Source organism: Kosakonia sp. PSU_27 (assembly GCF_039409795.1).
Classification (GTDB): Bacteria; Pseudomonadota; Gammaproteobacteria; order Enterobacterales; family Enterobacteriaceae; genus Kosakonia.
In genome coordinates, this window is record NZ_JBCIVK010000003.1 from 256,369 (window position 1) to 279,693 (window position 23,325).

The 23,325-nt window shown below is 55.6% G+C and carries 23 protein-coding genes; 19 read left to right on the plus strand and 4 right to left on the minus strand.

Features of this window, described 5'->3' with window-relative positions:
• Window positions 1-15: 15 nt before the first annotated feature.
• Window positions 16-294, plus strand: coding sequence for a YfcL family protein (locus AAIG26_RS08180; protein ID WP_020454568.1), 279 nt, complete (start codon window positions 16-18; stop codon window positions 292-294).
• A gap of 43 nt (window positions 295-337) precedes the next feature.
• Here AAIG26_RS08180 and mnmC read toward each other — a convergent pair whose 3' ends face one another.
• Window positions 338-2,338, minus strand: coding sequence for a bifunctional tRNA (5-methylaminomethyl-2-thiouridine)(34)-methyltransferase MnmD/FAD-dependent 5-carboxymethylaminomethyl-2-thiouridine(34) oxidoreductase MnmC (gene mnmC / locus AAIG26_RS08185; protein WP_343180437.1), 2,001 nt, complete (start codon window positions 2,336-2,338; stop codon window positions 338-340).
• Window positions 2,339-2,494: 156 nt separating this feature from the next.
• On the opposite strand from mnmC, the gene fabB reads away from it, so the two are divergent.
• The 3 genes from fabB (at window position 2,495) to AAIG26_RS08200 (ending at window position 6,812) form a co-directional block, all read left to right on the plus strand.
• Window positions 2,495-3,709: a beta-ketoacyl-ACP synthase I gene (gene fabB / locus AAIG26_RS08190; RefSeq protein ID WP_020454566.1), complete on the plus strand. Its 1,215-nt coding sequence runs from the start codon at window positions 2,495-2,497 to the stop codon at window positions 3,707-3,709.
• Between the two features lie 370 nt (window positions 3,710-4,079).
• Entirely contained in the window at window positions 4,080-5,261 is a 1,182-nt protein-coding gene (locus AAIG26_RS08195; RefSeq protein WP_045513060.1) for an MFS transporter, read from the plus strand.
• A 120-nt stretch (window positions 5,262-5,381) separates the two neighbouring features.
• On the plus strand, window positions 5,382-6,812 hold the full coding sequence (locus tag AAIG26_RS08200) for a 6-phospho-beta-glucosidase (RefSeq protein WP_343180438.1): 1,431 nt from the start codon (window positions 5,382-5,384) through the stop codon (window positions 6,810-6,812).
• Between the two features lie 31 nt (window positions 6,813-6,843).
• Here the strand turns inward: AAIG26_RS08200 and flk are convergent, their stop codons facing one another.
• A complete protein-coding gene (gene flk, locus AAIG26_RS08205) occupies window positions 6,844-7,851 on the minus strand; it encodes a flagella biosynthesis regulator Flk (RefSeq protein WP_072051661.1) in 1,008 nt (335 codons plus the stop codon).
• 111 nt (window positions 7,852-7,962) lie between these two features.
• Here flk and pdxB point away from each other — a divergent pair, with 111 nt between their 5' ends.
• The 15 genes from pdxB (at window position 7,963) to hisP (ending at window position 22,168) form a co-directional block, all read left to right on the plus strand.
• Window positions 7,963-9,099: a 4-phosphoerythronate dehydrogenase PdxB gene (gene pdxB, locus AAIG26_RS08210; protein ID WP_343180439.1), complete on the plus strand. Its 1,137-nt coding sequence runs from the start codon at window positions 7,963-7,965 to the stop codon at window positions 9,097-9,099.
• Between the two features lie 64 nt (window positions 9,100-9,163).
• Window positions 9,164-10,177 (plus strand): aspartate-semialdehyde dehydrogenase, encoded by a 1,014-nt coding sequence (locus AAIG26_RS08215; RefSeq protein WP_343180441.1) that lies wholly within the window; start codon window positions 9,164-9,166, stop codon window positions 10,175-10,177.
• Entirely contained in the window at window positions 10,177-10,989 is an 813-nt protein-coding gene (truA, locus tag AAIG26_RS08220) for a tRNA pseudouridine(38-40) synthase TruA (RefSeq protein WP_017458628.1), read from the plus strand. Before AAIG26_RS08215 ends, truA begins: the two co-directional genes overlap by 1 nt.
• Before the next feature lie 27 nt (window positions 10,990-11,016).
• Window positions 11,017-11,676 carry a DedA family protein gene (locus AAIG26_RS08225; RefSeq protein WP_020454559.1) on the plus strand — a complete coding sequence of 220 codons (660 nt, stop codon included), beginning with the start codon at window positions 11,017-11,019 and terminating at the stop codon, window positions 11,674-11,676.
• Window positions 11,677-11,779: 103 nt separating this feature from the next.
• Window positions 11,780-12,694: an acetyl-CoA carboxylase, carboxyltransferase subunit beta gene (gene accD, locus AAIG26_RS08230; RefSeq protein WP_343180442.1), complete on the plus strand. Its 915-nt coding sequence runs from the start codon at window positions 11,780-11,782 to the stop codon at window positions 12,692-12,694.
• Window positions 12,695-12,764: 70 nt separating this feature from the next.
• Window positions 12,765-14,036 carry a bifunctional tetrahydrofolate synthase/dihydrofolate synthase gene (folC, locus tag AAIG26_RS08235; RefSeq protein WP_343180443.1) on the plus strand — a complete coding sequence of 424 codons (1,272 nt, stop codon included), beginning with the start codon at window positions 12,765-12,767 and terminating at the stop codon, window positions 14,034-14,036.
• On the plus strand, window positions 14,026-14,727 hold the full coding sequence (dedD, locus tag AAIG26_RS08240) for a cell division protein DedD (RefSeq protein ID WP_020454556.1): 702 nt from the start codon (window positions 14,026-14,028) through the stop codon (window positions 14,725-14,727). The genes folC and dedD overlap by 11 nt, the downstream gene beginning before the upstream one ends.
• A gap of 210 nt (window positions 14,728-14,937) precedes the next feature.
• The gene (gene cvpA, locus AAIG26_RS08245; RefSeq protein ID WP_020454555.1) at window positions 14,938-15,426 is read left to right on the plus strand and encodes a colicin V production protein; all 489 of its coding nucleotides are present in this window, start codon (window positions 14,938-14,940) and stop codon (window positions 15,424-15,426) included.
• A gap of 180 nt (window positions 15,427-15,606) precedes the next feature.
• On the plus strand, window positions 15,607-17,124 hold the full coding sequence (gene purF / locus AAIG26_RS08250) for an amidophosphoribosyltransferase (RefSeq protein WP_017458622.1): 1,518 nt from the start codon (window positions 15,607-15,609) through the stop codon (window positions 17,122-17,124).
• A 92-nt stretch (window positions 17,125-17,216) separates the two neighbouring features.
• A complete protein-coding gene (locus AAIG26_RS08255; protein WP_020454554.1) occupies window positions 17,217-17,798 on the plus strand; it encodes a UbiX family flavin prenyltransferase in 582 nt (193 codons plus the stop codon).
• A gap of 274 nt (window positions 17,799-18,072) precedes the next feature.
• Window positions 18,073-18,855, plus strand: coding sequence for a lysine/arginine/ornithine ABC transporter substrate-binding protein ArgT (gene argT / locus AAIG26_RS08260; RefSeq protein WP_017458620.1), 783 nt, complete (start codon window positions 18,073-18,075; stop codon window positions 18,853-18,855).
• 266 nt (window positions 18,856-19,121) lie between these two features.
• Window positions 19,122-19,904: a histidine ABC transporter substrate-binding protein HisJ gene (hisJ, locus tag AAIG26_RS08265; RefSeq protein ID WP_343180636.1), complete on the plus strand. Its 783-nt coding sequence runs from the start codon at window positions 19,122-19,124 to the stop codon at window positions 19,902-19,904.
• Between the two features lie 83 nt (window positions 19,905-19,987).
• Window positions 19,988-20,674 (plus strand): histidine ABC transporter permease HisQ, encoded by a 687-nt coding sequence (locus tag AAIG26_RS08270; protein WP_097400372.1) that lies wholly within the window; start codon window positions 19,988-19,990, stop codon window positions 20,672-20,674.
• Entirely contained in the window at window positions 20,671-21,387 is a 717-nt protein-coding gene (locus tag AAIG26_RS08275) for an ABC transporter permease (RefSeq protein ID WP_020454550.1), read from the plus strand. Before AAIG26_RS08270 ends, AAIG26_RS08275 begins: the two co-directional genes overlap by 4 nt.
• 7 nt (window positions 21,388-21,394) lie before the next feature.
• Window positions 21,395-22,168, plus strand: a complete 774-nt coding sequence (gene hisP / locus AAIG26_RS08280) for a histidine ABC transporter ATP-binding protein HisP (RefSeq protein ID WP_017458616.1) — start codon at window positions 21,395-21,397, stop codon at window positions 22,166-22,168.
• A 6-nt stretch (window positions 22,169-22,174) separates the two neighbouring features.
• Here hisP and AAIG26_RS08285 read toward each other — a convergent pair whose 3' ends face one another.
• Both AAIG26_RS08285 and AAIG26_RS08290 read right to left on the minus strand, forming a co-directional pair.
• Window positions 22,175-22,726: a hypothetical protein gene (locus tag AAIG26_RS08285; protein ID WP_343180444.1), complete on the minus strand. Its 552-nt coding sequence runs from the start codon at window positions 22,724-22,726 to the stop codon at window positions 22,175-22,177.
• Between the two features lie 66 nt (window positions 22,727-22,792).
• On the minus strand, window positions 22,793-23,284 hold the full coding sequence (locus tag AAIG26_RS08290) for a GNAT family N-acetyltransferase (RefSeq protein WP_020454548.1): 492 nt from the start codon (window positions 23,282-23,284) through the stop codon (window positions 22,793-22,795).
• Window positions 23,285-23,325: the final 41 nt, after the last annotated feature.

A 23,325-nucleotide genomic window follows, 5' to 3' on the forward strand; every position in this document is an offset into this window, starting at 1 on the left:
AAATGAGGAAGAGAGATGATCGCGGAGTTTGAATCACGCATTCTGGCGTTAATAGATAACATGGTGGACCACGCCAGTGATGATGAGCTGTTCGCGGGCGGTTATCTGCGCGGCCACCTGACATTGGCGGTGGCGGAGCTGGAGAGCGGCGATGACCATGCGCCCGAAACCCTGTACGGCAAAGTGACCACCAGTGTGCAAACCGCTATTCAGGCGGGGGAATTATCGCCGCGCGATCAGGCGCTGGTGCTCGGCATGTGGGAAAACCTGTATCAGCAGGCGAAAGCGCACTAAGACGTTCTTTCCCTCTCCATTCAGGAGAGGGAAAACATCCACTTCATTTCACCGCTTTACCCTTCAATAACTTTCTGACCCATAAACGATTCGGGTTCATTGCCGCCAGAGTTTCACCGTCCAGCGGGATCGGTTCATTGCTCATTTGTGATGCCAGGATTTCTGCCGCCAGCGGCGCGCTGCAAAGACCTCGTGAACCGAGCGCTCCCAGCATAAACAGGCCGTCATAGACGGGCGCGCTGACGGCTGTTTCGCTGTGTTCTGCGAGGGTCGCATAGGCGCTAAGCGTTGCGTCGTAATCCGCCACGTTGCCAACCATCGGCAGGTGATCGCGCGTGGCGCAGCGCACGCCGCAGCGCGCCTCGCCCGCGCTGACGTCCACCGTTTTGGCCCATGAAGCCTGCGGGAAGCAGTCGAGCAACCGCTGGCGGTTCTGCTGCTGATCGGCTTCGCTGTAGGCGGTTTCCTGCTGACCGCGATGATAACTGGCGCCAATGCAGTGCTGCTGATTGTGCGGGTTTTGCGGCGTCAGATAGCCGTCATAACACAGCACCTGGCGTAACGGGCTGAGCTGAGGCGTGCTGGGAATATGGCTGACCTGGCCTGCCACCGGATACACCGGCAGTTTTTCCGTTTGCGCAAAGTGGTGAATGCGGTGCCCGTTAGCCAGCACCACGGCGGCATGCTGGCGTAACTCGCCGCCTTTGATATGCAACTGCCAGTAATTATCGCCAGCCGTTAATTGCTCGACATCATACCCATAGTGCACCTGCAAACCCTGTTCACAAGCCAGCGCGATAGCGGACGCCGTGAGCTGCGCCGGGCAAAGCCAGCCGCCTGCCGGGTAAGTGATGCCACCGCAGCCGGTTTCCACGCCGCAGAGCGCATCGACCTCATTAGCCTCAACGCGCCTGGCGAGTTCCGGGGGCAGATCCAGCGTCAGCATCTGTTCGATTTTATGCTGGCTTTTATCATCCCAGCCGAGTTGTGTCACGCCGCACCACTGATGGTCGAATTCAACAGGAAGCGCGTCGTACACGCGGCGGGCAAAGGTAAAAGCCGCCGGGAAGAAACGCGCCAGCGCCGGATCGTGCGCGCTGAGCAAAGGATAGAGTGCGCCCTGGCGGTTGCCGGATGCGCCTTCGGCAGGGGCGTTATCGGCGCAATACAGCGTGACCTGCCAGCCGCGACGCAGCAACGCCAGCGACAATAGTGCGCTGGCTACCCCGCCGCCAATTAGCGCCACTTCGCGCTTCTCTGTGCCGCTGCGGGCAAACCACGGCGCACGAACCGCTGGCATTTGCGGGTTCTCCATCACCCCGGTGAGCATTTCGCGTTTGCGGCCAAAACCTTTGCTTTTGCGCATGGTAAAACCCGCCTCTTGCAGACCGCGCCGGACGAAACCCGCCGAGGTAAAAGTCGCCAGCGTACCGCCAGGCCTTGCAAGACGCGCCATCGCCTGAAACAGATTGGGTGTCCACATGTCCGGGTTTTTGGCGGGCGCAAACCCGTCAAGGAACCAGGCATCGACGCTCTGGTTGAGCGAATCATCCAGCGTATCGGTCAGTTCGTTGATATCACCGAACCACAAATCGAGCGTCACACGACCGCCATCCAGCAACAGGCGGTGGCAACCGGCAAAGGGCAGCGGCCACTGTGCTTGTAGCTGTTCTGCCCAGTTCGCCAGTTCCGGCCAGTGGGCGTGCGCTTTGCGCAGATCGTCGCGGGTGAGCGGAAATTTTTCAAAACTGATGAAATGTAATCTTTCCAGGGTAGCGTCGGGGTTAACTGCGCGAAAGGCCGCAAACGCCTGCCAGAGGGTAAGGAAGTTCAGACCGGTGCCGAAACCGCTCTCCGCCACCACAAACAGCGGGCGCGGGTGGTCAGGAAAACGCTGTTCAAGACGGTTGCCGCCGAGAAAAACATAACGAGTCTCTTCCAGCCCGTTATCATTAGAGAAGTAGACATCGTCAAAATCTCGGGAAACAGGTGTACCCTCAGCGTTGAATTCCAGGTTGGCGGATTGTATAGCGGTTTGTTTCACGTAAGTTACTCGTCCATCAAGCAGTGTCACGATCTTAACGAGGGACAAAGAAAGGCGCAAATTTCCTCAGAAATTGTCTGATCGGACTTGTTCGGCGTACAAGTGTACGCTATCTTGCGACACGAAACTTAATTAGTGCGACTTTAGGGGTATTGAATGAAACGTGCAGTGATTACTGGCCTGGGCATCGTTTCCAGCATTGGTAACAACCAGCAGGAAGTCCTGGCATCCCTGCGTGAAGGACGCTCGGGGATCACATTCTCTCAGGAATTCAAAGATTCCGGCATGCGCAGCCACGTATGGGGTAACGTTAAACTGGACACCACTGGTTTGATTGACCGTAAAGTGGTTCGTTTCATGAACGATGCCTCTATCTATTCCTATCTCTCCATGCAGCAGGCGATTGAAGATGCCGGCCTGAAAGACGAGGTTTACCAGAACAACCCGCGCGTGGGCCTGATTGCAGGTTCTGGCGGTTCGTCTAAATCTCAGGTTTTCGGTGCTGATGCAATGCGCAGCCCGCGTGGTCTGAAAGCGGTTGGCCCGTATGTGGTCACCAAAGCGATGGCGTCTGCGGTTTCAGCGTGCCTCGCAACACCGTTTAAAATTCACGGCGTGAACTACTCCATCAGCTCCGCATGTGCCACTTCCGCACACTGTATCGGTAACGCGGTAGAGCAGATCCAACTGGGCAAACAGGACATCGTTTTTGCCGGCGGCGGCGAAGAGCTGTGCTGGGAAATGGCCTGCGAGTTCGACGCAATGGGCGCGCTCTCTACCAAATACAACGAAACGCCGGAAAAAGCGTCCCGTACTTACGATAAAAACCGTGACGGTTTCGTTATCGCAGGTGGCGGCGGTATGGTAGTGGTTGAAGAGCTGGAGCACGCGCTGGCGCGCGGCGCGCACATTTATGCGGAAATCGTTGGCTACGGCGCGACCTCCGATGGCGCAGACATGGTAGCGCCGTCAGGCGAAGGCGCAGTGCGCTGCATGAAGATGGCGATGCACGGTGTTGATACGCCGATCGACTATCTGAACTCCCACGGGACTTCCACGCCGGTTGGCGATGTGAAAGAACTGGGCGCTATCCGCGAAGTGTTCGGCAACAACAGCCCGGCGATTTCCGCGACCAAAGCGATGACCGGTCACTCTCTGGGTGCGGCTGGCGTTCAGGAAGCGATCTACTCCCTGCTGATGCTGGAGCACGGCTTTATCGCCCCGAGCATTAACGTGGAAGAGCTGGATGAGCAGGCTGAAGGCCTGAACATTGTCACTAAACCGATGGATGCCACGCTGACTACCGTGATGTCTAACAGCTTCGGTTTTGGCGGCACCAACGCCACTCTGGTGATGCGCAAACTGAAATAAGTTTGTCTGACCGTGAGAAGGGGAGCCTGAGGCTCCCTTTTTTATTGCCAGCGTTAAACCTTCTTCTGCGGGGCAGCAACGGGCTTTGGCTCTGTCTTGATTGTCGTTGAAGTGACATCTTAGCGAACTGGCAGAGGCTGTTTTACGGTTTCTGTCACGCGTCCTGGCGGCGAAAACAATTCCGCTTTTATTGCGGGGATTTTTATGCGTTGACAACCCGCTACGGTGACAGGCAAACTCCACCCGCAACATTATCCCCACGATAATGCGTAAGCGTTTAACGTTAACCAACGCGCCTTAATCCTGAAACTCAGGTAGAGGGGGCGTGGTACTTCCAAATCCCGCCTTACTCTGCGTTATGGAGTAATGCATGTCTGCAGAATCACAATCTGTTCGTTCTTCTTCAGCGAATGTCTCGCTGTTTCGCATCGCTTTCGCGGTGTTTCTTACCTATATGACCGTTGGGCTGCCGCTACCGGTGATCCCGCTGTTTGTTCACCAGCAACTCGGCTACGGCAACACGATGGTCGGTATCGCGGTCGGAATTCAGTTTCTTGCTACCGTCTTAACGCGCGGCTACGCCGGGCGGCTGGCGGATCAGTTCGGCGCTAAACGCTCAGCGTTGCAGGGAATGTTTGCCTGCGCGCTGGCGGGTGTGGCGTGGCTTCTCGCGGCGTTATTGCCGGTTGAACCGCTGGCGAAATTCGCGTTGCTGGTGGTGGGGCGTTTAATTCTCGGCTTTGGCGAAAGCCAGTTACTGACCGGAACGCTGACCTGGGGCATGGGGCTGGTTGGCCCGGCGCGTTCCGGCAAAGTGATGTCGTGGAACGGGATGGCGATTTATGGCGCACTGGCGGCAGGTGCGCCGCTGGGGTTATTGATCCACAGCCAGTTTGGTTTTGCGGCGCTTGCTGCGACCACTATCGCGTTACCGTTTGTTGCCTGGGCGTTTAACGGCAGCGTGCGCAAAGTCCCGGCACATGCGGGTGAGCGTCCCTCTTTGTGGAGTGTGGTTGGGCTTATCTGGCAGCCGGGCCTTGGTCTGGCATTGCAGGGCGTCGGCTTTGCGGTCATCGGTACCTTTGTTTCGCTCTATTTCGCCAGCAACGGCTGGGCAATGGCGGGCTTTACGTTGACCGCCTTTGGCGGTGCGTTTGTGCTGATGCGTATTCTGTTTGGCTGGATGCCGGACCGTTTTGGCGGCGTGCGGGTGGCGATAGCCTCGCTGATAGTTGAAACCGTGGGGCTGTTGCTGCTGTGGCAGGCGCACGACGCGTGGACGGCGCTGCTTGGCGCGGCGCTAACCGGCTGCGGTTGTTCACTGATTTTCCCGGCGCTCGGTGTGGAAGTGGTGAAACGCGTGCCGCCGCAGGTACGCGGTACGGCGCTTGGCGGTTATGCCGCGTTTCAGGACATCTCGTATGCCGTCACCGGCCCGCTGACCGGCCTGCTGGCAACCTCGCTCGGCTATCCCTCGGTGTTCCTCGCCGGGGCTATCTCGGCAGTGACCGGCATTATCGTGACGTTAATCGCTTTCCGCTCCCGTAAATAGCGCAGAAAACCACAGCAATAAAACTCTTTGCAACCGGTTTCACAAAACAAGCCCGCGATGATGTCATGTCATCGCGGGCTTGTTTATCCTTTGTTCACCATTGAGCGAAAGGAGAGAGATATGTCCGGGTTTAAAGCGGATTTTTTATGGGGTGGGGCTGTTGCCGCGCATCAGCTGGAAGGCGGCTGGCAGGAAGGCGGTAAAGGCGTGAGTGTTGCCGATGTAATGACCGCTGGCGCGCACGGCGTACCGCGTGAGATTACCGACGGCGTGCTGCCCGGTAAAAATTATCCCAACCATGATGCCATCGATTTTTACCATCGCTACAAAGACGACATTAAGCTGTTTGCCGAGCTGGGTTTTAAATGTTTTCGCACCTCCATTGCCTGGACGCGTATTTTCCCGAAAGGCGACGAGCTGGAGCCAAACGAAGCCGGGCTGCAATTCTATGACAATCTGTTCGACGAATGCCTGAAGTACAATATTGAGCCGGTGATTACCCTGTCTCATTTCGAAATGCCTTATCACCTCGTCACCGAATATGGCGGCTGGCGTAACCGTAAACTCATCGACTTCTTTGTCCGCTTCGCTAATGCCGTTTTCACCCGCTACCGCAGCAAGGTGAAATACTGGATGACATTTAACGAAATCAATAACCAGGCCAACTACCACGAAGATTTCGCGCCCTTTACTAACTCCGGCGTGAAGTACCAGCCTGGTGAAGATCGGGAAGTGATTATGTATCAGGCGGCGCACTATGAGCTGGTGGCGAGTGCGCTGGCGGTAGAGGCCGGACATAAAATCAACCCGGATTTTAAAATTGGCTGCATGATCGCCATGTGTCCGATCTACCCGTTAACCTGTGCGCCGGACGACATGATGATGTCGGTGGTGGCGATGCATCGCCGCTACTGGTTTACCGATGTGCATGTGCGCGGTTATTACCCGCAGCATCTGCTCAACTACTTCGCTCGCCGTGATTTCAAACTCGATATTACCGACGAAGATTTACAGATCCTCACGCGTGGCCGCGTCGACTATATTGGCTTCAGTTACTACATGTCTTTCGTGACCAAAGCGAAAGAAGATAACCCGCAGCTGGATTACGACGAAACCAAGAGCCTCGTGCCGAACCCGTATGTCAAAGCGTCAGACTGGGGCTGGCAAATCGACCCGGTTGGTCTGCGTTACTCCCTGAACTACTTCTACGACATGTATCAGTTGCCGCTGTTTGTGGTGGAAAACGGCTTTGGCGCGATTGATAAGCCTGAAAGCGACGGCGTGGTCAATGATCAGTACCGCATTGACTATATGCGTAACCACATCAGTGAAATGAAAAAAGCGGTGGTGGAGGATGGCGTTGATTTAATGGGCTACACCCCGTGGGGCTGTATCGATCTGGTTTCGGCGGGCACCGGCGAAATGAAAAAACGTTACGGCTTAATCTACGTCGATAAAGACAACGACGGCAACGGCACGCTGGCGCGCAGTCGCAAGAAATCGTTCTGGTGGTATCAGGACGTGATCAAACATAACGGTGACAATCTGTAAAAGCGAATCCCCTCCAGCGGAGGGGATTTTTTTAACTGAGCAGCCAGAAAAGAAACGCCACGATCAGCAGGGCGATAAAGAAGAAACCCGGACGGGTGGAGATCGCTTTTACCGTCTCTACAATCGGTGCCACGAAGGGGCTGTAAATCGGCTGAATATCACGCACTTCAATCATCCCCGACGCCCGTTCCGTGCGGCGCAAGAACACATGGTTCAGAATATCCTGTACCTGCGCGGTGGTTAACACCGTCTGCGGCGTCGCTTGCCATGTCTGCTGCGCGTACTCGGTGATACTGCGCATCTCGTTATTATCCAGCGGCTGCTTCAGCACCGTCTGGATAACATGCAGCGTTGGCGCGGGATGCGTGCTCAATGTCTGACGCGCCTGTAGCCAGGTCATCAGCGGCGTAAAATGTTTTGCCGGGATCAGTTCGCCGCTTTTCACGCCGGACAGCTCCAGCATCGATTGCCAGATAAGTTTGCCCGATTCACCGGTAGCTGCGGTCAGTTTGATAACCGCCTGGTTGAGCGAGTTATGCTCCGCGGGCAGCAGCGGGCGCTCGGTAGAAGGGCGCTGTTGCGGCTGCGGAATCGTGATCTGGTTGTTTTGCAGCATCGTCAGCACCGTTTTCAACTGCTGCGGTGTCAGCTGGCTTAGCGCCGTCTGTCCGAACTGCTGGCGAATAAAATCACTCACCGCCTGGCGATTATTCCCCTGGCTTAACAGCTCCGTCAGCTGTGAAACCATCTGGCGAGTTGTGTGGTTCTGCGTTGCCGTCTCTACGCGCTGGTTGAGGTTCTGTTCCGCCGCCGGAAAATGGCGGGAAAGCAGCGGCGTGTCGTTCTTCAGCCCTAAATCATGCTTAACGCCCGCCCAGACTTCCGCGCTCTGCTGTTGGGTCAGCGCAATCAGGCGAATAACCAGACGCTCAAGCACAGTGCGCTGCATCGTGGATAACGGTTGCTCGCCGATATTATTGGCGGCTGGAGCTGGCTCTTGCCCGGGAGGGCGCGCGGGGGCACCCTGAATGGGTTGAATCATGGTTTCCTCTTACTCTCGCGTGGCGGTGGCGGCATTGCGGGTATGCCCGGCCGCGAGATTATGGCACACTTGCGCGCTCAACTCCCGTTCTCAAACAGGTACTGAAGCGTGAAAATCCTTGTTGATGAAAATATGCCTTACGCCCGCGATCTTTTTAGTCGCCTTGGCGAGGTAAAAGCGGTTCCCGGTCGCCCGATTCCCGTGGCGGAACTGGCTGATGCGGACGCCTTAATGGTGCGCTCTGTCACGAAGGTGAATGACGGTTTATTACAGGGCACGGGGATCAAATTTGTCGGCACGGCGACGGCAGGGACCGACCATGTTGATGAGGCGTTTTTGCAACAGGCGGGGATTGCCTTTTCCGCCGCGCCAGGCTGCAACGCGATTGCGGTCGTTGAATATGTTTTCTCCTCGTTGTTGATGCTGGCGGAGCGCGACGGCTTTGCGTTACAGGATCGCACCGTTGGTATCGTGGGTGTCGGCAATGTGGGCGGTCGCCTGCAGGCGCGACTGGAAGCGTTCGGTGTTCGTACATTGCTATGCGATCCGCCGCGCGCCGATCGTGGCGACGACGGGGATTTCTGCAGCCTGGACGAGCTGGTGCGCGAAGCCGATGTGCTGACATTCCATACGCCGCTGTTTAAAGAGGGGCCGTATAAAACGCTGCACCTGGCGGATGATGCGCTGCTTTCGCGCCTGCAGCCTGGCACTATTCTGATAAATGCCTGCCGCGGGCCGGTAGTGGATAACGCCGCGCTGTTACAACGTTTGCAGGCCGGGCAGGCGCTGAGCGTAGTGCTGGACGTGTGGGAGCCGGAGCCGGATCTGAATGTCGATTTGCTTAACCTTGTCGATATCGGGACGGCGCATATCGCCGGTTACACCCTTGAAGGCAAAGCGCGCGGCACCACGCAGGTGTTTGAAGCCTTTAGCGATTTTCTCGGCAAGCGCCAGCAAGTGGCGCTCGACACGCTGCTGCCCGCACCGGAATTTGGCCGCATTACGCTGCATGGCCCGCTTGATCAGTCAACGCTAAAAAGGCTGGTGCATTTGGTGTATGATGTGCGCCGCGACGATGCGCTGCTGCGAAAAGTAGCGGGCACGCCGGGTGAGTTTGACAAGCTGCGCAAAAATTACCTTGAGCGCCGTGAATGGTCATCGCTGTACGTGCAGTGCGATGACGCCAGCGCCGCCGCGCTGCTGCAACAGCTTGGTTTCAACGCCACGCATAACCCGGCACGTTAATGTCATCTTAATGCTCCCTGCCGAATAGTGCGGCGGGGACGCTTTTTTCCTGGAGTAAATCACCATGTCTGAAGGCTGGAATATTGCCGTTCTCGGCGCCACGGGCGCTGTCGGAGAAGCCTTGCTCGAAACGTTAGCGGAGCGCCAGTTCCCGGTTGGCGAAGTGTATGCGCTGGCCAGAAGCGAAAGTGCCGGTGAAAACCTGCGTTTTGCCGGTAAAACCGTGCGTGTGGAAGATGCCGCCGGGTTTGACTGGACGCAGGCGCAACTGGCCTTTTTCGTCGCGGGAGCACAGGCTTCTGCCACCTATATTGAAGAGGCGACCAACGCGGGTTGTCTGGTAATCGACACCAGCGGTCTGTTTGCTCTGGAACCGGATGTGCCGCTGGTGATGCCGGATGTTAACCCGTTCGTACTGGCGGATTACCGTAATCGCAACATTATTGCCGTGCCGGATAGCCTCACCAGCCAGTTGCTGGCGGCGCTAAAACCGCTGATTGATGAAGGTGGTTTATCACGCGTGAGCGTAACGTGCTTGCTGTCCGTTTCCCGTAACGGCAAGCAGGCGGTGGACGCGCTGGCCGGGCAGAGCGCCAAGCTGCTGAACGGTATCCCGATTGATGAAGACGACTATTTTGGCCGCCAGTTAGCGTTCAACATGCTGCCGCTGCTGTCAGACAGCGAAGGTAGCGTGCGTGAAGAGCGGGTTATCATCGATCAGATGCGCAAAATTTTGCAGGACGAAGGGCTGATGATCTCCGCGAATTGCGTCCAGTCGCCGGTCTTTTACGGCCACGCGCAGATGGTGAGTTTTGAAGCGATTCGTCCGCTGGCGGCGGAAGAGGCGCGCGACGCATTCAGCCGCTTTGAAGATATCGTGCTCTCTGAAGCGGGAGATTTCCCGACCCAGGTCGGCGATGCCTCCGGCCAGGTGCACCTTTCTGTCGGTTGCGTGCGTAACGATTACGGTATGCCGGAGCAGGTGCAGTTCTGGTCGGTTGCCGATAACGTACGTTTTGGCGGTGCGCTGATGGCGGTGAAAATCGCGGAAAAATTGGTTCAGGAGTATCTGTACTGATGCAGGACGAGCTGAAAGCGCCGGTCTACAAAATTGCGCTTGGCATTGAGTATGACGGCAGCAAGTATTACGGCTGGCAGCGTCAGCAGGAAGTACGTAGCGTGCAGGAGAAGCTGGAGAAAGCGCTCTCGCAGGTGGCTAACGAGCCCATTAACGTGTTCTGCGCCGGGCGTACCGACGCAGGCGTACATGCGACCGGCCAGGTGGTGCATTTTGAAACCACGGCGCTGCGCAAAGACGCGGCCTGGACGCTGGGTGTAAATGCGAATTTGCCTGGTGACATCGCGGTACGTTGGGTCAAAGATGTGCCGGATGATTTTCATGCGCGTTTTAGCGCCACGGCTCGCCGTTACCGCTACGTCATCTACAATCATCGTTTGCGCCCGGCGGTGCTCGGTCACGGTGTGACGCACTATCACCAGCCGCTGGACGCGGAGCGCATGCACCGTGCGGCGCAGTGTCTGCTCGGTGAAAACGACTTTACCTCGTTTCGCGCGGTGCAGTGTCAGTCGCGCACGCCGTGGCGCAACCTGATGCATATCAACGTCAGTCGTTACGGTGCTTATATTGTGGTCGATATCAAAGCCAATGCCTTTGTACATCATATGGTCAGGAATATTGTCGGCAGCCTGATGGAAGTAGGCGCCCACAACCAGCCGGAGAGCTGGATAGCAGAGTTGCTGGCGGTAAAGGACAGAACGCTGGCGGCAGCAACGGCGAAAGCGGAAGGGCTCTATCTGGTGTCGGTGGATTATCCCGCGCGCTTTGAGCTTCCCGCTGCGCCAATGGGCCCGCTGTTCCTGGCGGACTAGTCGCAATTTAAAAAGGCATAACCAGACATGGACTTAATACACTTCCTTATTGATTTCATCCTGCATATTGATGTGCACCTGGCGGAGCTGGTAGCGCAATACGGCGTCTGGGTTTACGCCATCCTGTTCCTGATCCTGTTTTGCGAAACCGGTCTGGTGGTGACCCCGTTTTTGCCGGGCGACTCGCTGTTGTTTGTCGCCGGTGCGCTGGCATCGCTTGGCACCAACGATCTGAATGTCCATATGATGGTAGTGCTGATGTTGGTCGCCGCGATTGCGGGCGATGCGGTGAACTACACCATTGGGCGTCTGTTCGGCGAGCGTTTATTCAGTAATCCGGATTCAAAGATTTTCCGTCGCAGCTATCTCGATAAAACGCATCAGTTTTATGAGAAGCACGGGGGTAAAACGATTATTCTGGCACGTTTTGTACCGATCGTGCGCACTTTTGCGCCTTTTGTTGCGGGCATGGGGCATATGTCCTATCGCCACTTCGCGCTGTTCAACGTGGCCGGCGCGCTGCTGTGGGTGTTACTGTTCACCTACGCAGGCTATTTCTTTGGCACCATTCCGGCGATTCAGGAGAATCTTAAGCTGCTGATTGTGGGAATTATCGTGGTGTCTATACTTCCCGGAGTGTTTGAAGTTATTCGTCACCGTCGCGCCGCGTCGCGACAGGCAAAATAAGAAGTCAGTGGCGGTTCGACCACTTTTTTATCCCAAGTTGCGAACCGTTATGTTTTAATGTGCACCATTTATGGGCTACCAGGTTCATGTATAAAGGTTATCAATGAGCTGGATTGAAAGAATTAAGAGCAACATTACCCCCACCCGTAAGGCGAGCATTCCTGAAGGCGTGTGGACAAAATGCGACAGCTGCGGCCAGGTGCTGTATCGCGCCGAGCTGGAGCGTAACCTTGAGGTCTGCCCGAAATGTGACCACCACATGCGGATGTCAGCGCGTAATCGCCTGCATAGCCTGCTGGATGAAGGTTCACTGGTAGAACTGGGTAGCGAACTTGAGCCGAAAGATGTGCTGAAGTTCCGCGACTCCAAAAAATACAAAGACCGTCTGGCGACAGCGCAGAAGGAAACCGGCGAGAAAGACGCGCTGGTGGTGATGAAAGGCACGCTTCACGGCATGCCGGTTGTGGCCGCGGCGTTCGAGTTCGCCTTTATGGGCGGCTCCATGGGTTCGGTTGTCGGCGCGCGTTTTGTGCGTGCGGTCGAGCAGGCGCTGGAAGACAACTGCCCGCTTATCTGCTTCTCCGCTTCCGGCGGTGCGCGTATGCAGGAAGCGCTGATGTCACTGATGCAGATGGCGAAAACCTCTGCCGCGCTGGCGAAAATGCAGGAGCGCGGTCTGCCGTATATTTCCGTGCTGACCGACCCGACAATGGGTGGCGTTTCTGCAAGCTTTGCGATGCTGGGCGATCTGAACATCGCGGAACCGAAGGCGTTGATTGGTTTTGCCGGTCCGCGTGTTATCGAGCAGACCGTGCGTGAAAAACTGCCGCCGGGCTTCCAGCGCAGCGAGTTCCTGATCGAAAAAGGCGCAATCGATATGATTATCCGCCGTCCGGAACTGCGCCTGAAGCTGGCGCGTATTCTGGCGAAGCTGATGAATCTGCCGGCGCCGGAACCGGAAGATACGCTGACGGGCACGGTGATGCCGTCACCGACCGATCAGGAAGGCGAAGCCTGATAATACCGAAGGGCAGAGCCAACAGGCTCTGCCCTTTTGCTTTTCAAACCGTACATTATTAACGGGCATCATGGACACAAAACGCATTCCGCAAGCCACGTCGCCCCTGGCCGCGTGGCTTTCTTATCTGGAAAACCTGCACAGTAAAACCATCGATTTGGGCCTTGAGCGCGTAAGCCAGGTGGCGGCGCGTCTTGATGTGCTCCGTCCCGCGCCGTTTGTCTTTACCGTTGCCGGAACCAATGGCAAAGGCACGACCTGCCGCACCCTGGAATCTATCCTGCTGGCTGCGGGTTATCGCGTCGGCGTTTACAGTTCGCCACATCTGGTGCGTTACACCGAACGCGTGCGCGTACAGGGCGATGAGCTGCCCGAGAGCGCACATACTCATTCGTTTGCCGAAATTGAAGCGGTGCGTGGCGATATTTCGCTGAGTTACTTTGAATACGGCACTCTGTCGGCGCTGTGGCTGTTTAAACAGGCGCAGCTCGATGTGGTGATCCTCGAAGTCGGCCTTGGTGGTCGCCTGGATGCGACCAATCTGGTCGATGCCGATGTCGCCGTTGTCACCAGCATTGCGCTTGATCATACCGACTGGCTGGGGCCGGATCGTGAAAGTATTGGCCGCGAAAAAGCGGGGATCTTCCGCGCCGGGAAACCGGCGGTGGTGGGCGAACCGGACATGCCGTACACCATTGCCGGGGTGGCGCAGGAAAAAGGCGCGCACCTGCTGCGTCGCGGCGTGGATTGGCAGTATGAGGTGGACGCTGATAGCTGGTGTTTTCGCGATGCACAGGGCGAGCTGAAGGGATTGCCGCTACCGCAGGTACCGCAGCCGAATGCCGCAACGGCTGTAGCCGCGCTGCGTGCCAGCAAGCTGGCGGTGAACGAGCAGGCTATCCGCGACGGTATCGCCGGGGCGATTTTACCCGGACGCTTCCAGATTGTGAGCGAGTCGCCGCGTCTCATCCTCGATGTCGCGCATAATCCTCATGCGGCAGGCTATCTTGCCGGGCGTCTTTCCGCACTACCGAAAACCGGGCGCGTGCTGGCGGTGATTGGCATGCTGCATGATAAAGACATCGCCGGAACGCTTGCCTGTCTGGAGCCGGTGGTCGATAGCTGGTATTGTGCCCCTCTGGAAGGGCCGCGCGGTGCGACAGCGGAACAACTGCTGGAACATCTGCAAACCGGTCGTGCATGGCCGGATGTCGCGCAGGCCTGGCAGGCGGCAATGGCGGACGCCGATGCCTGCGATACCGTGCTGGTGTGTGGCTCGTTCCACACGGTGGCGCATGTCATGGAAGCGATGGAAAAAGCGGGGAGAACCGGTGGCAAGTAAGTTTCAGAACCGTTTGATGGGTACCATTGTGCTGGTCGCGCTCGGGGTGATTATTCTCCCCGGGCTGCTCGACGGGCAGAAAAAGCATTACCAGGATGAGTTCGCGGCAATTCCGCTGGTGCCGAAACCCGGCGATCGCGATGAGCCCGATATGATGCCTGCGGCAACGCAAGCGTTACCGGCGCAGCCGCCGGAAGGGGCTGCGGAGGAGGTGCGTGCCGGGAACGCGGCAGCGCCATCGCTGGATCCGTCGCGCCTGGCGGTGAACGGCAGCCCGGACCCGGAAGTGAGCAGTACGCCGGCAGAACAGCCAAAGCCAAAACCGGTCGAGAAGCCGCAGCCAAAACCGCAACCGCAGCAGCAGGCGCAACCGCCAGCCGCGCGTGAGCAGCAGACGGCGGCCAGCGACGCGCCGGTGAAAGCGCAGGAAGATAAATCCGCGCCGACCGGTAAAGCGTATGTGGTGCAGCTGGGCGCGCTGAAAAACGCCGATAAAGTGAATGAAGTGGTGGGCAAATTACGTGGCGCGGGGTATCGCGTTTACACGTCGCCGACAACGCCGGTTCAGGGTAAAATCACCCGCATTCTGGTGGGACCGGATGCATCACGGGACAAGCTAAAAGATTCGCTTGGCGAGCTTAAACAGATCTCGGGTTTAAGCGGCGTCGTTATGAACTATAGCGCGAATTAATGACCCAACCTTGCCTCACTTGTTGAGGTAAGCGGGCGAGGGAAGCCAGTAATTACCACGCCCGAAGAGGCCAAAGTTCCGATGGCGTTGAATATTTTTTCAGCGCCATTTTTATTTCCGCGCGGGAAGGAAATCCCTACGCAAACGTTTTCTTTTTCTGTTAGAATGCGCCCCGAACTGGACGACAGGGCGTAAAATCGTGGGACACATATGGTCTGGATTGATTACGCCATCATTGCGGTGATTGGTTTTTCTTGTCTGGTAAGCCTGATCCGCGGCTTTGTTCGTGAAGCGTTATCGCTGGTGACATGGGGCTGTGCTTTCTTTGTCGCCAGTCATTACTACACTTACCTGTCTGTCTGGTTCACGGGCTTTGAAGACGAACTGGTGCGCAATGGCATCGCCATCGCGGTCCTGTTTATCGCGACGCTGATTGTTGGCGCTATCGTTAACTATGTGATCGGTGCGCTGGTGGAGAAAACCGGCCTGTCGGGTACTGACAGGGTGTTGGGGATCTGTTTTGGCGCGCTACGCGGCGTGCTGATCGTCGCCGCCATTCTGTTCTTTCTGGATACCTTTACAGGCCTGTCGAAAAGTGACGACTGGCAGAAGTCGCAGCTTATCCCGCAATTCAGCTTCATCATAAGATGGTTCTTTGACTATCTGCAAAGCTCGTCGAGTTTCTTGCCCAGGGCATAAGCCCTGAGATGTGGCTTAGAGTTTGGTGTATTAGGCTATTTTACTCGCCATTTTGAACCTGGGCAGTGCTCACAATCCTCGCGTACTACGTGTACGCTCCGGTTGTTGCGCGCTGTCCGTGTTCAAACTGTTTTCGACAATTACGCCTACTAAACCAAACTCTTAACGAGGAAAAGACGTATGTGCGGTATTGTCGGTATCGCCGGTTTTATGCCGGTAAACCAGTCGATTTATGACGCGTTGACGGTGCTTCAGCACCGTGGGCAGGATGCTGCGGGCATCATCACAATTGATGCCAATAACTGTTTCCGTCTGCGTAAAGCGAACGGCATGGTGAGTGATGTATTTGAAGCCCGCCATATGCAGCGTATGCAGGGCAATATGGGTATTGGTCACGTACGTTATCCCACGGCGGGCAGCTCCAGTGCTTCAGAAGCGCAGCCTTTTTACGTTAACTCCCCGTACGGCATTACGCTTGCGCACAACGGCAATCTGACCAACGCGCATGAGCTGCGTAAAAAGCTGTTCGAAGAGAAGCGTCGCCACATTAACACCACCTCTGATTCTGAAATCCTGCTCAATATCTTTGCCAGCGAGCTGGATAACTTCCGCCACTATCCGCTGGAAGCAGACAACATTTTTGCCGCCATTGCCGCTACTAACCGCCAGATCCGCGGTGCGTACGCTTGTGTGGCAATGATCATCGGCCACGGCATGGTTGCGTTTCGCGACCCGAATGGCATCCGTCCGCTGGTGCTGGGCAAACGCGAGATCGGCGATGGCCGCACCGAGTATATGGTCGCCTCTGAAAGCGTGGCGCTGGATACGCTGGGCTTCGAATTCCTGCGTGATATCGCGCCGGGCGAAGCGGTATATATCACTGAAAAAGGCCAGTTGTTCAGCCGTCAGTGCGCGGACAACCCGGTCAGCAACCCGTGCCTGTTCGAATACGTTTACTTTGCACGCCCGGACTCCTTCATCGACAAAATTTCCGTCTACAGCGCGCGTGTCAACATGGGCACCAAGCTTGGCGAAAAAATTGCCCGCGAGTGGGAAGATCTGGACATCGACGTGGTAATTCCGATTCCGGAAACCTCCTGCGATATCGCACTGGAAATCGCCCGTATTCTCGGCAAACCGTACCGCCAGGGGTTTGTGAAAAACCGCTATGTTGGCCGCACCTTTATCATGCCGGGCCAACAGCTGCGCCGTAAGTCTGTGCGCCGCAAACTGAACGCCAACCGTGCCGAGTTCCGCGATAAAAACGTGCTACTGGTGGATGACTCCATCGTACGTGGCACCACTTCTGAGCAAATTATCGAGATGGCGCGTGAAGCGGGTGCGAAGAAGGTTTATCTCGCTTCTGCCGCCCCGGAAATCCGTTTCCCGAACGTCTACGGTATCGATATGCCAACGGCAAATGAGCTGATTGCCCACGGTCGTGAAGTGGACGAAATTCGCCAGATCATCGGCGCTGACGGGCTGATTTTCCAGGATCTTAACGATTTGATTGACGCGGTGCGTGCCGAAAACCCGGATATTCAGCAATTTGAATGCTCGGTATTTAACGGTGTCTACGTCACTAAAGATGTCGATCAGCAATACCTCGATTATCTCGACTCCCTGCGTAATGACGATGCCAAAGCAGTGCAGCTTCAGAACGAAGTGGAAAGTTTAGAGATGCATAACGAAGGTTGATCCTTCCGCGCCCCTTGCTCTGAGGGGCGCAATCTGTTGCAACGCCCTCTATAATCAGGCAAAGTTCGTGCGTGCAAAAAGGGGCAACAATCATGAAACGACTCATTGTGGGGATCTCTGGCGCCAGCGGTGCCATCTACGGCGTGCGCTTGCTGCAGGTGCTGCGTGACGTGGCGGAAGTGGAAACCCATCTGGTTATGAGTCAGGCCGCCCGACAGACCCTCTCTCTGGAAACCGACTACTCGCTGCGCGATGCGCAGTCGCTGGCGAACGTGGTGCATGACGCGCGCGATATCGCTGCCAGTATCTCTTCCGGCTCGTTTAAAACCGCAGGCATGGTGATTTTGCCATGCTCGATCAAAACCCTTTCCGGCATTGTGCACAGTTATACCGACAGCCTGCTGACGCGTGCGGCGGATGTGGTGCTCAAAGAGCGCAGACCCCTGGTGCTGTGCGTGCGTGAAACACCGTTGCACCTTGGGCACCTGCGTTTGATGACGCAAGCGGCGGAACTGGGAGCGGTAATTATGCCGCCGGTTCCGGCGTTTTATCATCGCCCGCAAAGTTTGCAGGAGGTGGTTGATCAGACGGTTAACCGCGTGCTGGATCAGTTCGATATTGAATTACCCCACGACCTTTTTACCCGCTGGCAAGGGAGCGATGTCGCAAAATAGTGCGTCGCTTACCGGCATGCGCTTTTTTGGGGCAATTCTGCAAGCGCGATCATATCCTCAACATTTAATCCTCTTTTCGCTGTGTTAGCACTGCGGTTCGTTCAGCAGAGCTGCTATCTTTCATTATTAAGTAAGTTTGCAACGTTTTATTAACATATTTAACGCGGTGTTTTTTAACGCCCGGGAAAGTGGCATAAGACGTGCAAGGTAACTGTCAGCAACACACACAACACAACGTAATACAAAATAAAAACAGAACACTTGAGGGTAATGTATGAAGAAGACGGTTCTCGCTCTGTCTTTACTGCTGGGCCTGTCGGCGACGGCCAGCGTTTATGCAGCGCTTCCCCAGACGGTACGCATCGGTACGGATGCGACCTACGCGCCGTTCTCATCGAAAGATGCGAAAGGGAACTTCGTGGGTTTTGATATCGATCTCGGCAATGAAATGTGCAAACGCATTCATGTGAAATGCACCTGGGTGGGCAGCGATTTCGACGCGCTGATCCCGTCGCTGAAAGCGAAAAAAATCGATGCCATTATCTCTTCTCTGTCGATTACCGAAAAACGTCAGCAGGAGATCGCCTTCTCTGACAAGCTCTACGCCGCAGATTCCCGCCTGATCGCCGCTAAAGGCTCGCCGATTCAACCGACGCTGGAGTCGCTGAAAGGCAAGCATGTTGGCGTGCTGCAAGGATCAACGCAGGAAGGTTACGCCAATGACAACTGGCGCAGCAAAGGCATTGATGTGGTGGCTTATCAGAACCAGGATCTGATTTATTCTGACCTCGCCGCAGGTCGTCTGGACGCTGCGTTCCAGGATGAAGTCGCCGCCAGCGAAGGCTTCCTGAAACAGCCCGCCGGGAAAGATTTTGCTTTTGCTGGCCCGTCAGTAAAAGACAAAAAATACTTTGGTGACGGCACCGGTATCGGCTTGCGTAAAGATGATACCGAGCTGAAAGCCGCTTTCGACAAAGCGTTTGCCGAACTGCGCAAAGACGGCACCTACGACAAACTCGCCAAGAAATACTTCGACTTTAACGTCTACGGCGATTAAGACTGGCCGACCCGTTATGCCGGGTCAAAAGGGAAAACTGTGCCATGCCGGAAAATCGGCATGGTGCAGAGATACGGTGAATGCTCCAGAACAGTGCGTCGAATGCTCCGTAATGGTGCATGAGTGCATAGTTAAGCATTCAGAATGCAAATAAAAGCCATTGGACAGCCATAATTTTTTGCCTTAACGGGGCATAAAGTGGCACGATAGCGGCACCGTATTGTGATGAGAATTCCCTTAGGGAAGACAGTCTGTTGAGGATAATGATGAAAAAACTGGTGTTATCTCTTTCTCTGGTGCTCGCTCTCTCCAGCGTTTCCAACGTGTTCGCCGCCATTCCGCAAAAATTACGTATCGGTACCGATCCGACCTATGCGCCATTCGAATCGAAGAATGCGCAGGGGGAATTAGTGGGTTTTGATATCGATTTGGCAAAAGAGCTCTGTAAACGCATTAATACGCAATGTGTGTTTATCGAAAACCCACTCGACGCGCTGATCCCGTCTCTGAAAGCGAAAAAAATCGATGCCATTATGTCGTCGCTCTCCATTACGGAAAAACGCCAGCAGGAAATTGATTTTACCGACAAGCTCTACGCGGCAGATTCCCGCCTGGTGGTAGCGAAAGATTCTGATGTTCAGCCGGAGCTGGACAAACTGAAAGGCAAACGCATTGGCGTACTGCAAGGCACCACGCAGGAAACCTATGGCAACGTACATTGGGCGCCGAAAGGCGTAGAAATTGTCTCCTATCAGGGGCAGGACAATATTTACTCCGACCTGACCGCAGGCCGTATCGACGCCGCGTTTCAGGATGAAGTGGCCGCCAGCGAAGGTTTCCTGAAAACCCCGCAGGGCAAAGCTTATAAATTTGGTGGTCCCCCCATTAAAGACGAAAAACTGTTTGGCGTCGGTACCGGTATGGGCGTGCGTAAAGGCGACACCGAATTGCGCGACGCGCTGAATAAAGCCTTTGCAGAGATGCGCGCTGACGGGACTTACGAAAAGCTGGCGAAGAAATACTTTGATTTTGATGTTTACGGTGGTTAACACCACGCGTGATTAACGTGCGGCCCCTCCCGCTGCGGGAGGGGAAGAGACACGGCAACACCACACACGACAGGACTGGCTGCATGCTGTACGGGTTTTCTCAAGTTATTTTACAAGGCGCGCTGGTCACGCTGGAGCTGGCGCTCAGTTCCGTGGTGCTGGCGGTGCTGATTGGCCTTGCGGGCGCGGGCGCGAAGCTCTCGAAAAACCGGCTTCTCGCGCTGATCTTTGAAGGCTATACCACGCTTATCCGCGGTGTGCCGGATCTGGTGCTGATGCTGCTTATTTTTTACGGCCTGCAAATTGCGCTCAATGGCATTACTGATGCGCTGGGTATGGAACAGCTGGATATTGATCCGATGGTGGCGGGTATCATCACGCTCGGCTTTATCTACGGCGCCTATTTCACTGAAACCTTCCGCGGTGCTTATATGGCAGTGCCGAAGGGGCACATTGAAGCCGCAACCGCCTTCGGTTTTACCGGTCGCCAGACTTTCCGCCGCATCCTGTTTCCGGCGATGATGCGTTACGCGCTGCCGGGCATTGGCAATAACTGGCAGGTGATCCTCAAAGCCACTGCGCTGGTCTCGTTGCTGGGGCTGGAAGATGTGGTTAAAGCTACTCAGCTCGCCGGGAAAAGCACCTGGGAGCCTTTCTATTTCGCTATTGTCTGCGGCGTCATTTATCTCATTTTTACAACGGCTTCCAATGGCGTACTGCTTCTGCTCGAACGTCGCTACTCGGTGGGTGTGAAGAGGGCTGACCTGTGATCGAGATTATTCAGGAGTACTGGAAATCCCTGCTGTGGAGCGATGGCTATCGCCTGACCGGCGTGGCTATCACGCTGTGGTTGCTGATCTCCTCGGTGGTGATGGGCGGCGTGATGGCGGTATTTCTGGCTATCGGGCGCGTTTCCAGCAACAAATTTATCTGTTTCCCGATTTGGTTATTCACCTATGTGTTTCGCGGCACGCCGTTGTATGTGCAGTTGCTGGTGTTCTACTCCGGGATGTACACGCTGGAAGTGGTGAAGGGTACCGAACTGCTGAACGCCTTTTTCCGCAGTGGCCTTAACTGTACGGTGCTGGCGCTCACGCTCAACACCTGCGCCTATACAACCGAGATTTTCGCCGGGGCGATCCGCTCTGTGCCGCACGGTGAAATTGAAGCGGCGCGCGCCTATGGTTTTTCCTCGTTCAAAATGTATCGCAGCATTATCCTGCCCTCGGCGTTGCGCATCGCGCTGCCCGCTTACAGCAACGAGGTGATTTTGATGCTGCACTCCACCGCACTGGCATTTACTGCCACCGTGCCGGATCTGTTGAAAATTGCTCGCGATATTAACTCTGCGACCTACCAGCCGTTTACCGCGTTTGGTCTTGCCGCAGTGCTGTATCTGATTATCTCTTATGTGCTGATAAGCCTCTTTCGTAAAGCGGAAAAGCGCTGGCTTCAGCATATGAAACCTTCTTCGACGCACTGAGAACACGATGTCTGAGAATAAATTAAACGTTATCGATCTACACAAGCGCTACGGCGAGCATGAAGTGCTGAAAGGGGTGTCGTTGCAGGCGAACGCTGGTGATGTGATTAGCATCATTGGCTCCTCCGGCTCCGGTAAAAGTACGTTTCTGCGCTGCATTAACTTTCTCGAAAAACCGAGCGAAGGCTCGATTGTGGTTAACGGACAGAATATCAATCTGGTGCGCGACAAAGACGGCCAGTTAAAAGTCGCCGACAAAAACCAGCTGCGTCTGCTGCGTACCCGTCTGACGATGGTGTTCCAGCACTTCAATTTGTGGAGCCATATGACGGTATTAGAAAACGTCATGGAAGCGCCCATTCAGGTGCTCGGTCTGAGCAAGCAGGAAGCCCGCGAACGTGCGGTGAAATACCTGGCGAAGGTCGGCATTGATACGATGCAGCAGCAAAAATACCCGGTGCATTTATCCGGTGGTCAGCAGCAGCGCGTCTCCATTGCCCGTGCGCTGGCGATGGAGCCGGAAGTGTTGCTGTTTGATGAGCCCACTTCGGCGCTGGATCCGGAACTGGTGGGCGAAGTGCTGCGCATCATGCAACAGCTGGCGGAAGAGGGGAAAACAATGGTGGTGGTGACCCATGAAATGGGGTTTGCCCGCCATGTTTCCACGCACGTTATCTTCCTGCATCAGGGCAAGATTGAAGAGGAAGGCACACCGGATGAATTATTCGGCAATCCGAAAAGCCCGCGTTTGCAGCAGTTCCTCAAAGGTTCGCTGAAATAAAGTGCCTTAACGGGAAGGTGGCGAGACAGGCCACCATCCCTGCGGGATGCCGTTCGCTGAGATAAAACGATAGTGGGTAAACACGGCGCCCCTGGCGCTTACGCGTTTTTCCAGCTGCACTTTCTGTGCGCCGGGGACAACGATGGCATCGCGTGTACACAGCTCAATCGGACGCTGAAGCCACTCGTCATAGAAACGTAACCCGGCTTCGCAGTGCTTACTCTTACTTACCGGTGGACCAGGGTGACCAATCGAGAAAGCCACTTCACTGTGCACCATCTCGTTTGCGCTATAGCGCACCCACGCTTCCGGCACATTCCACAACGTCATCTCTGCGAACAAAACAAGGCCCAAAAACGTCAGTAGCCGGGTTTTGTTGCGGGTGACTTTTTTCCTGCTACACCATGTCGCTAATAACGCCACCAGCACGGCAATTGCCAGCATCACCCACGTGTCGGGCGCGCCCGCTTGCAGGTAGACTTTATGGCTAAGCCTGCTGGCAAACAGTATCCAGATAATCCATATCGTGAACAGTACAAGATAAAGCCAAAACCGCATTTTGCCGGAGTTCATCCCGTCCGTATCCCTCTTTTTTAACGTGCCTGTCAGCGCCGCGTGTAAGCCTTATTTTTCACGCCGGTAAACCCAGTCGTCATAATACTCGCCATGGAGCAGATACACTTTTTCCAGCACTTGTACGCGGGTAAAACCGCTCTTTTCCAGCACTCGTACGGAACCCTGATTGTCCGCCAGTACCCACGCATTCAGCGCATTCACTTTACCCTGTGAAAAGACGTAATCGCAGAGCGCTTGCAGGGCTTCGGAGGCGATGCCGCGCCCCTGGGCTGCTGGCGCAACCGAATAACCAACATCGGCTTCGTGTGGGTTATGCTGGCTGATACGCAGGCCGATATCGCCAACCGCGCTGTGTTGGTCACGAATGATAAAGGCGTTGCTGTCCCGCAGGCGATCGTCAAACAGGGTGCGGATTTGTGCCCTTGAGGCGATTTCGGCCATATAGCGCATCACGCTGTCGTTTGAACGCAGCTGCAGAAAAAACGGCCAGTCGGATTCCAGAAATGAAGAGAGCGTAAAGCGGGGCGTGTGCAACGTCATGAAATCGCCTTTGCGGTGGTAAGGCGTTTTAGCTTACCACC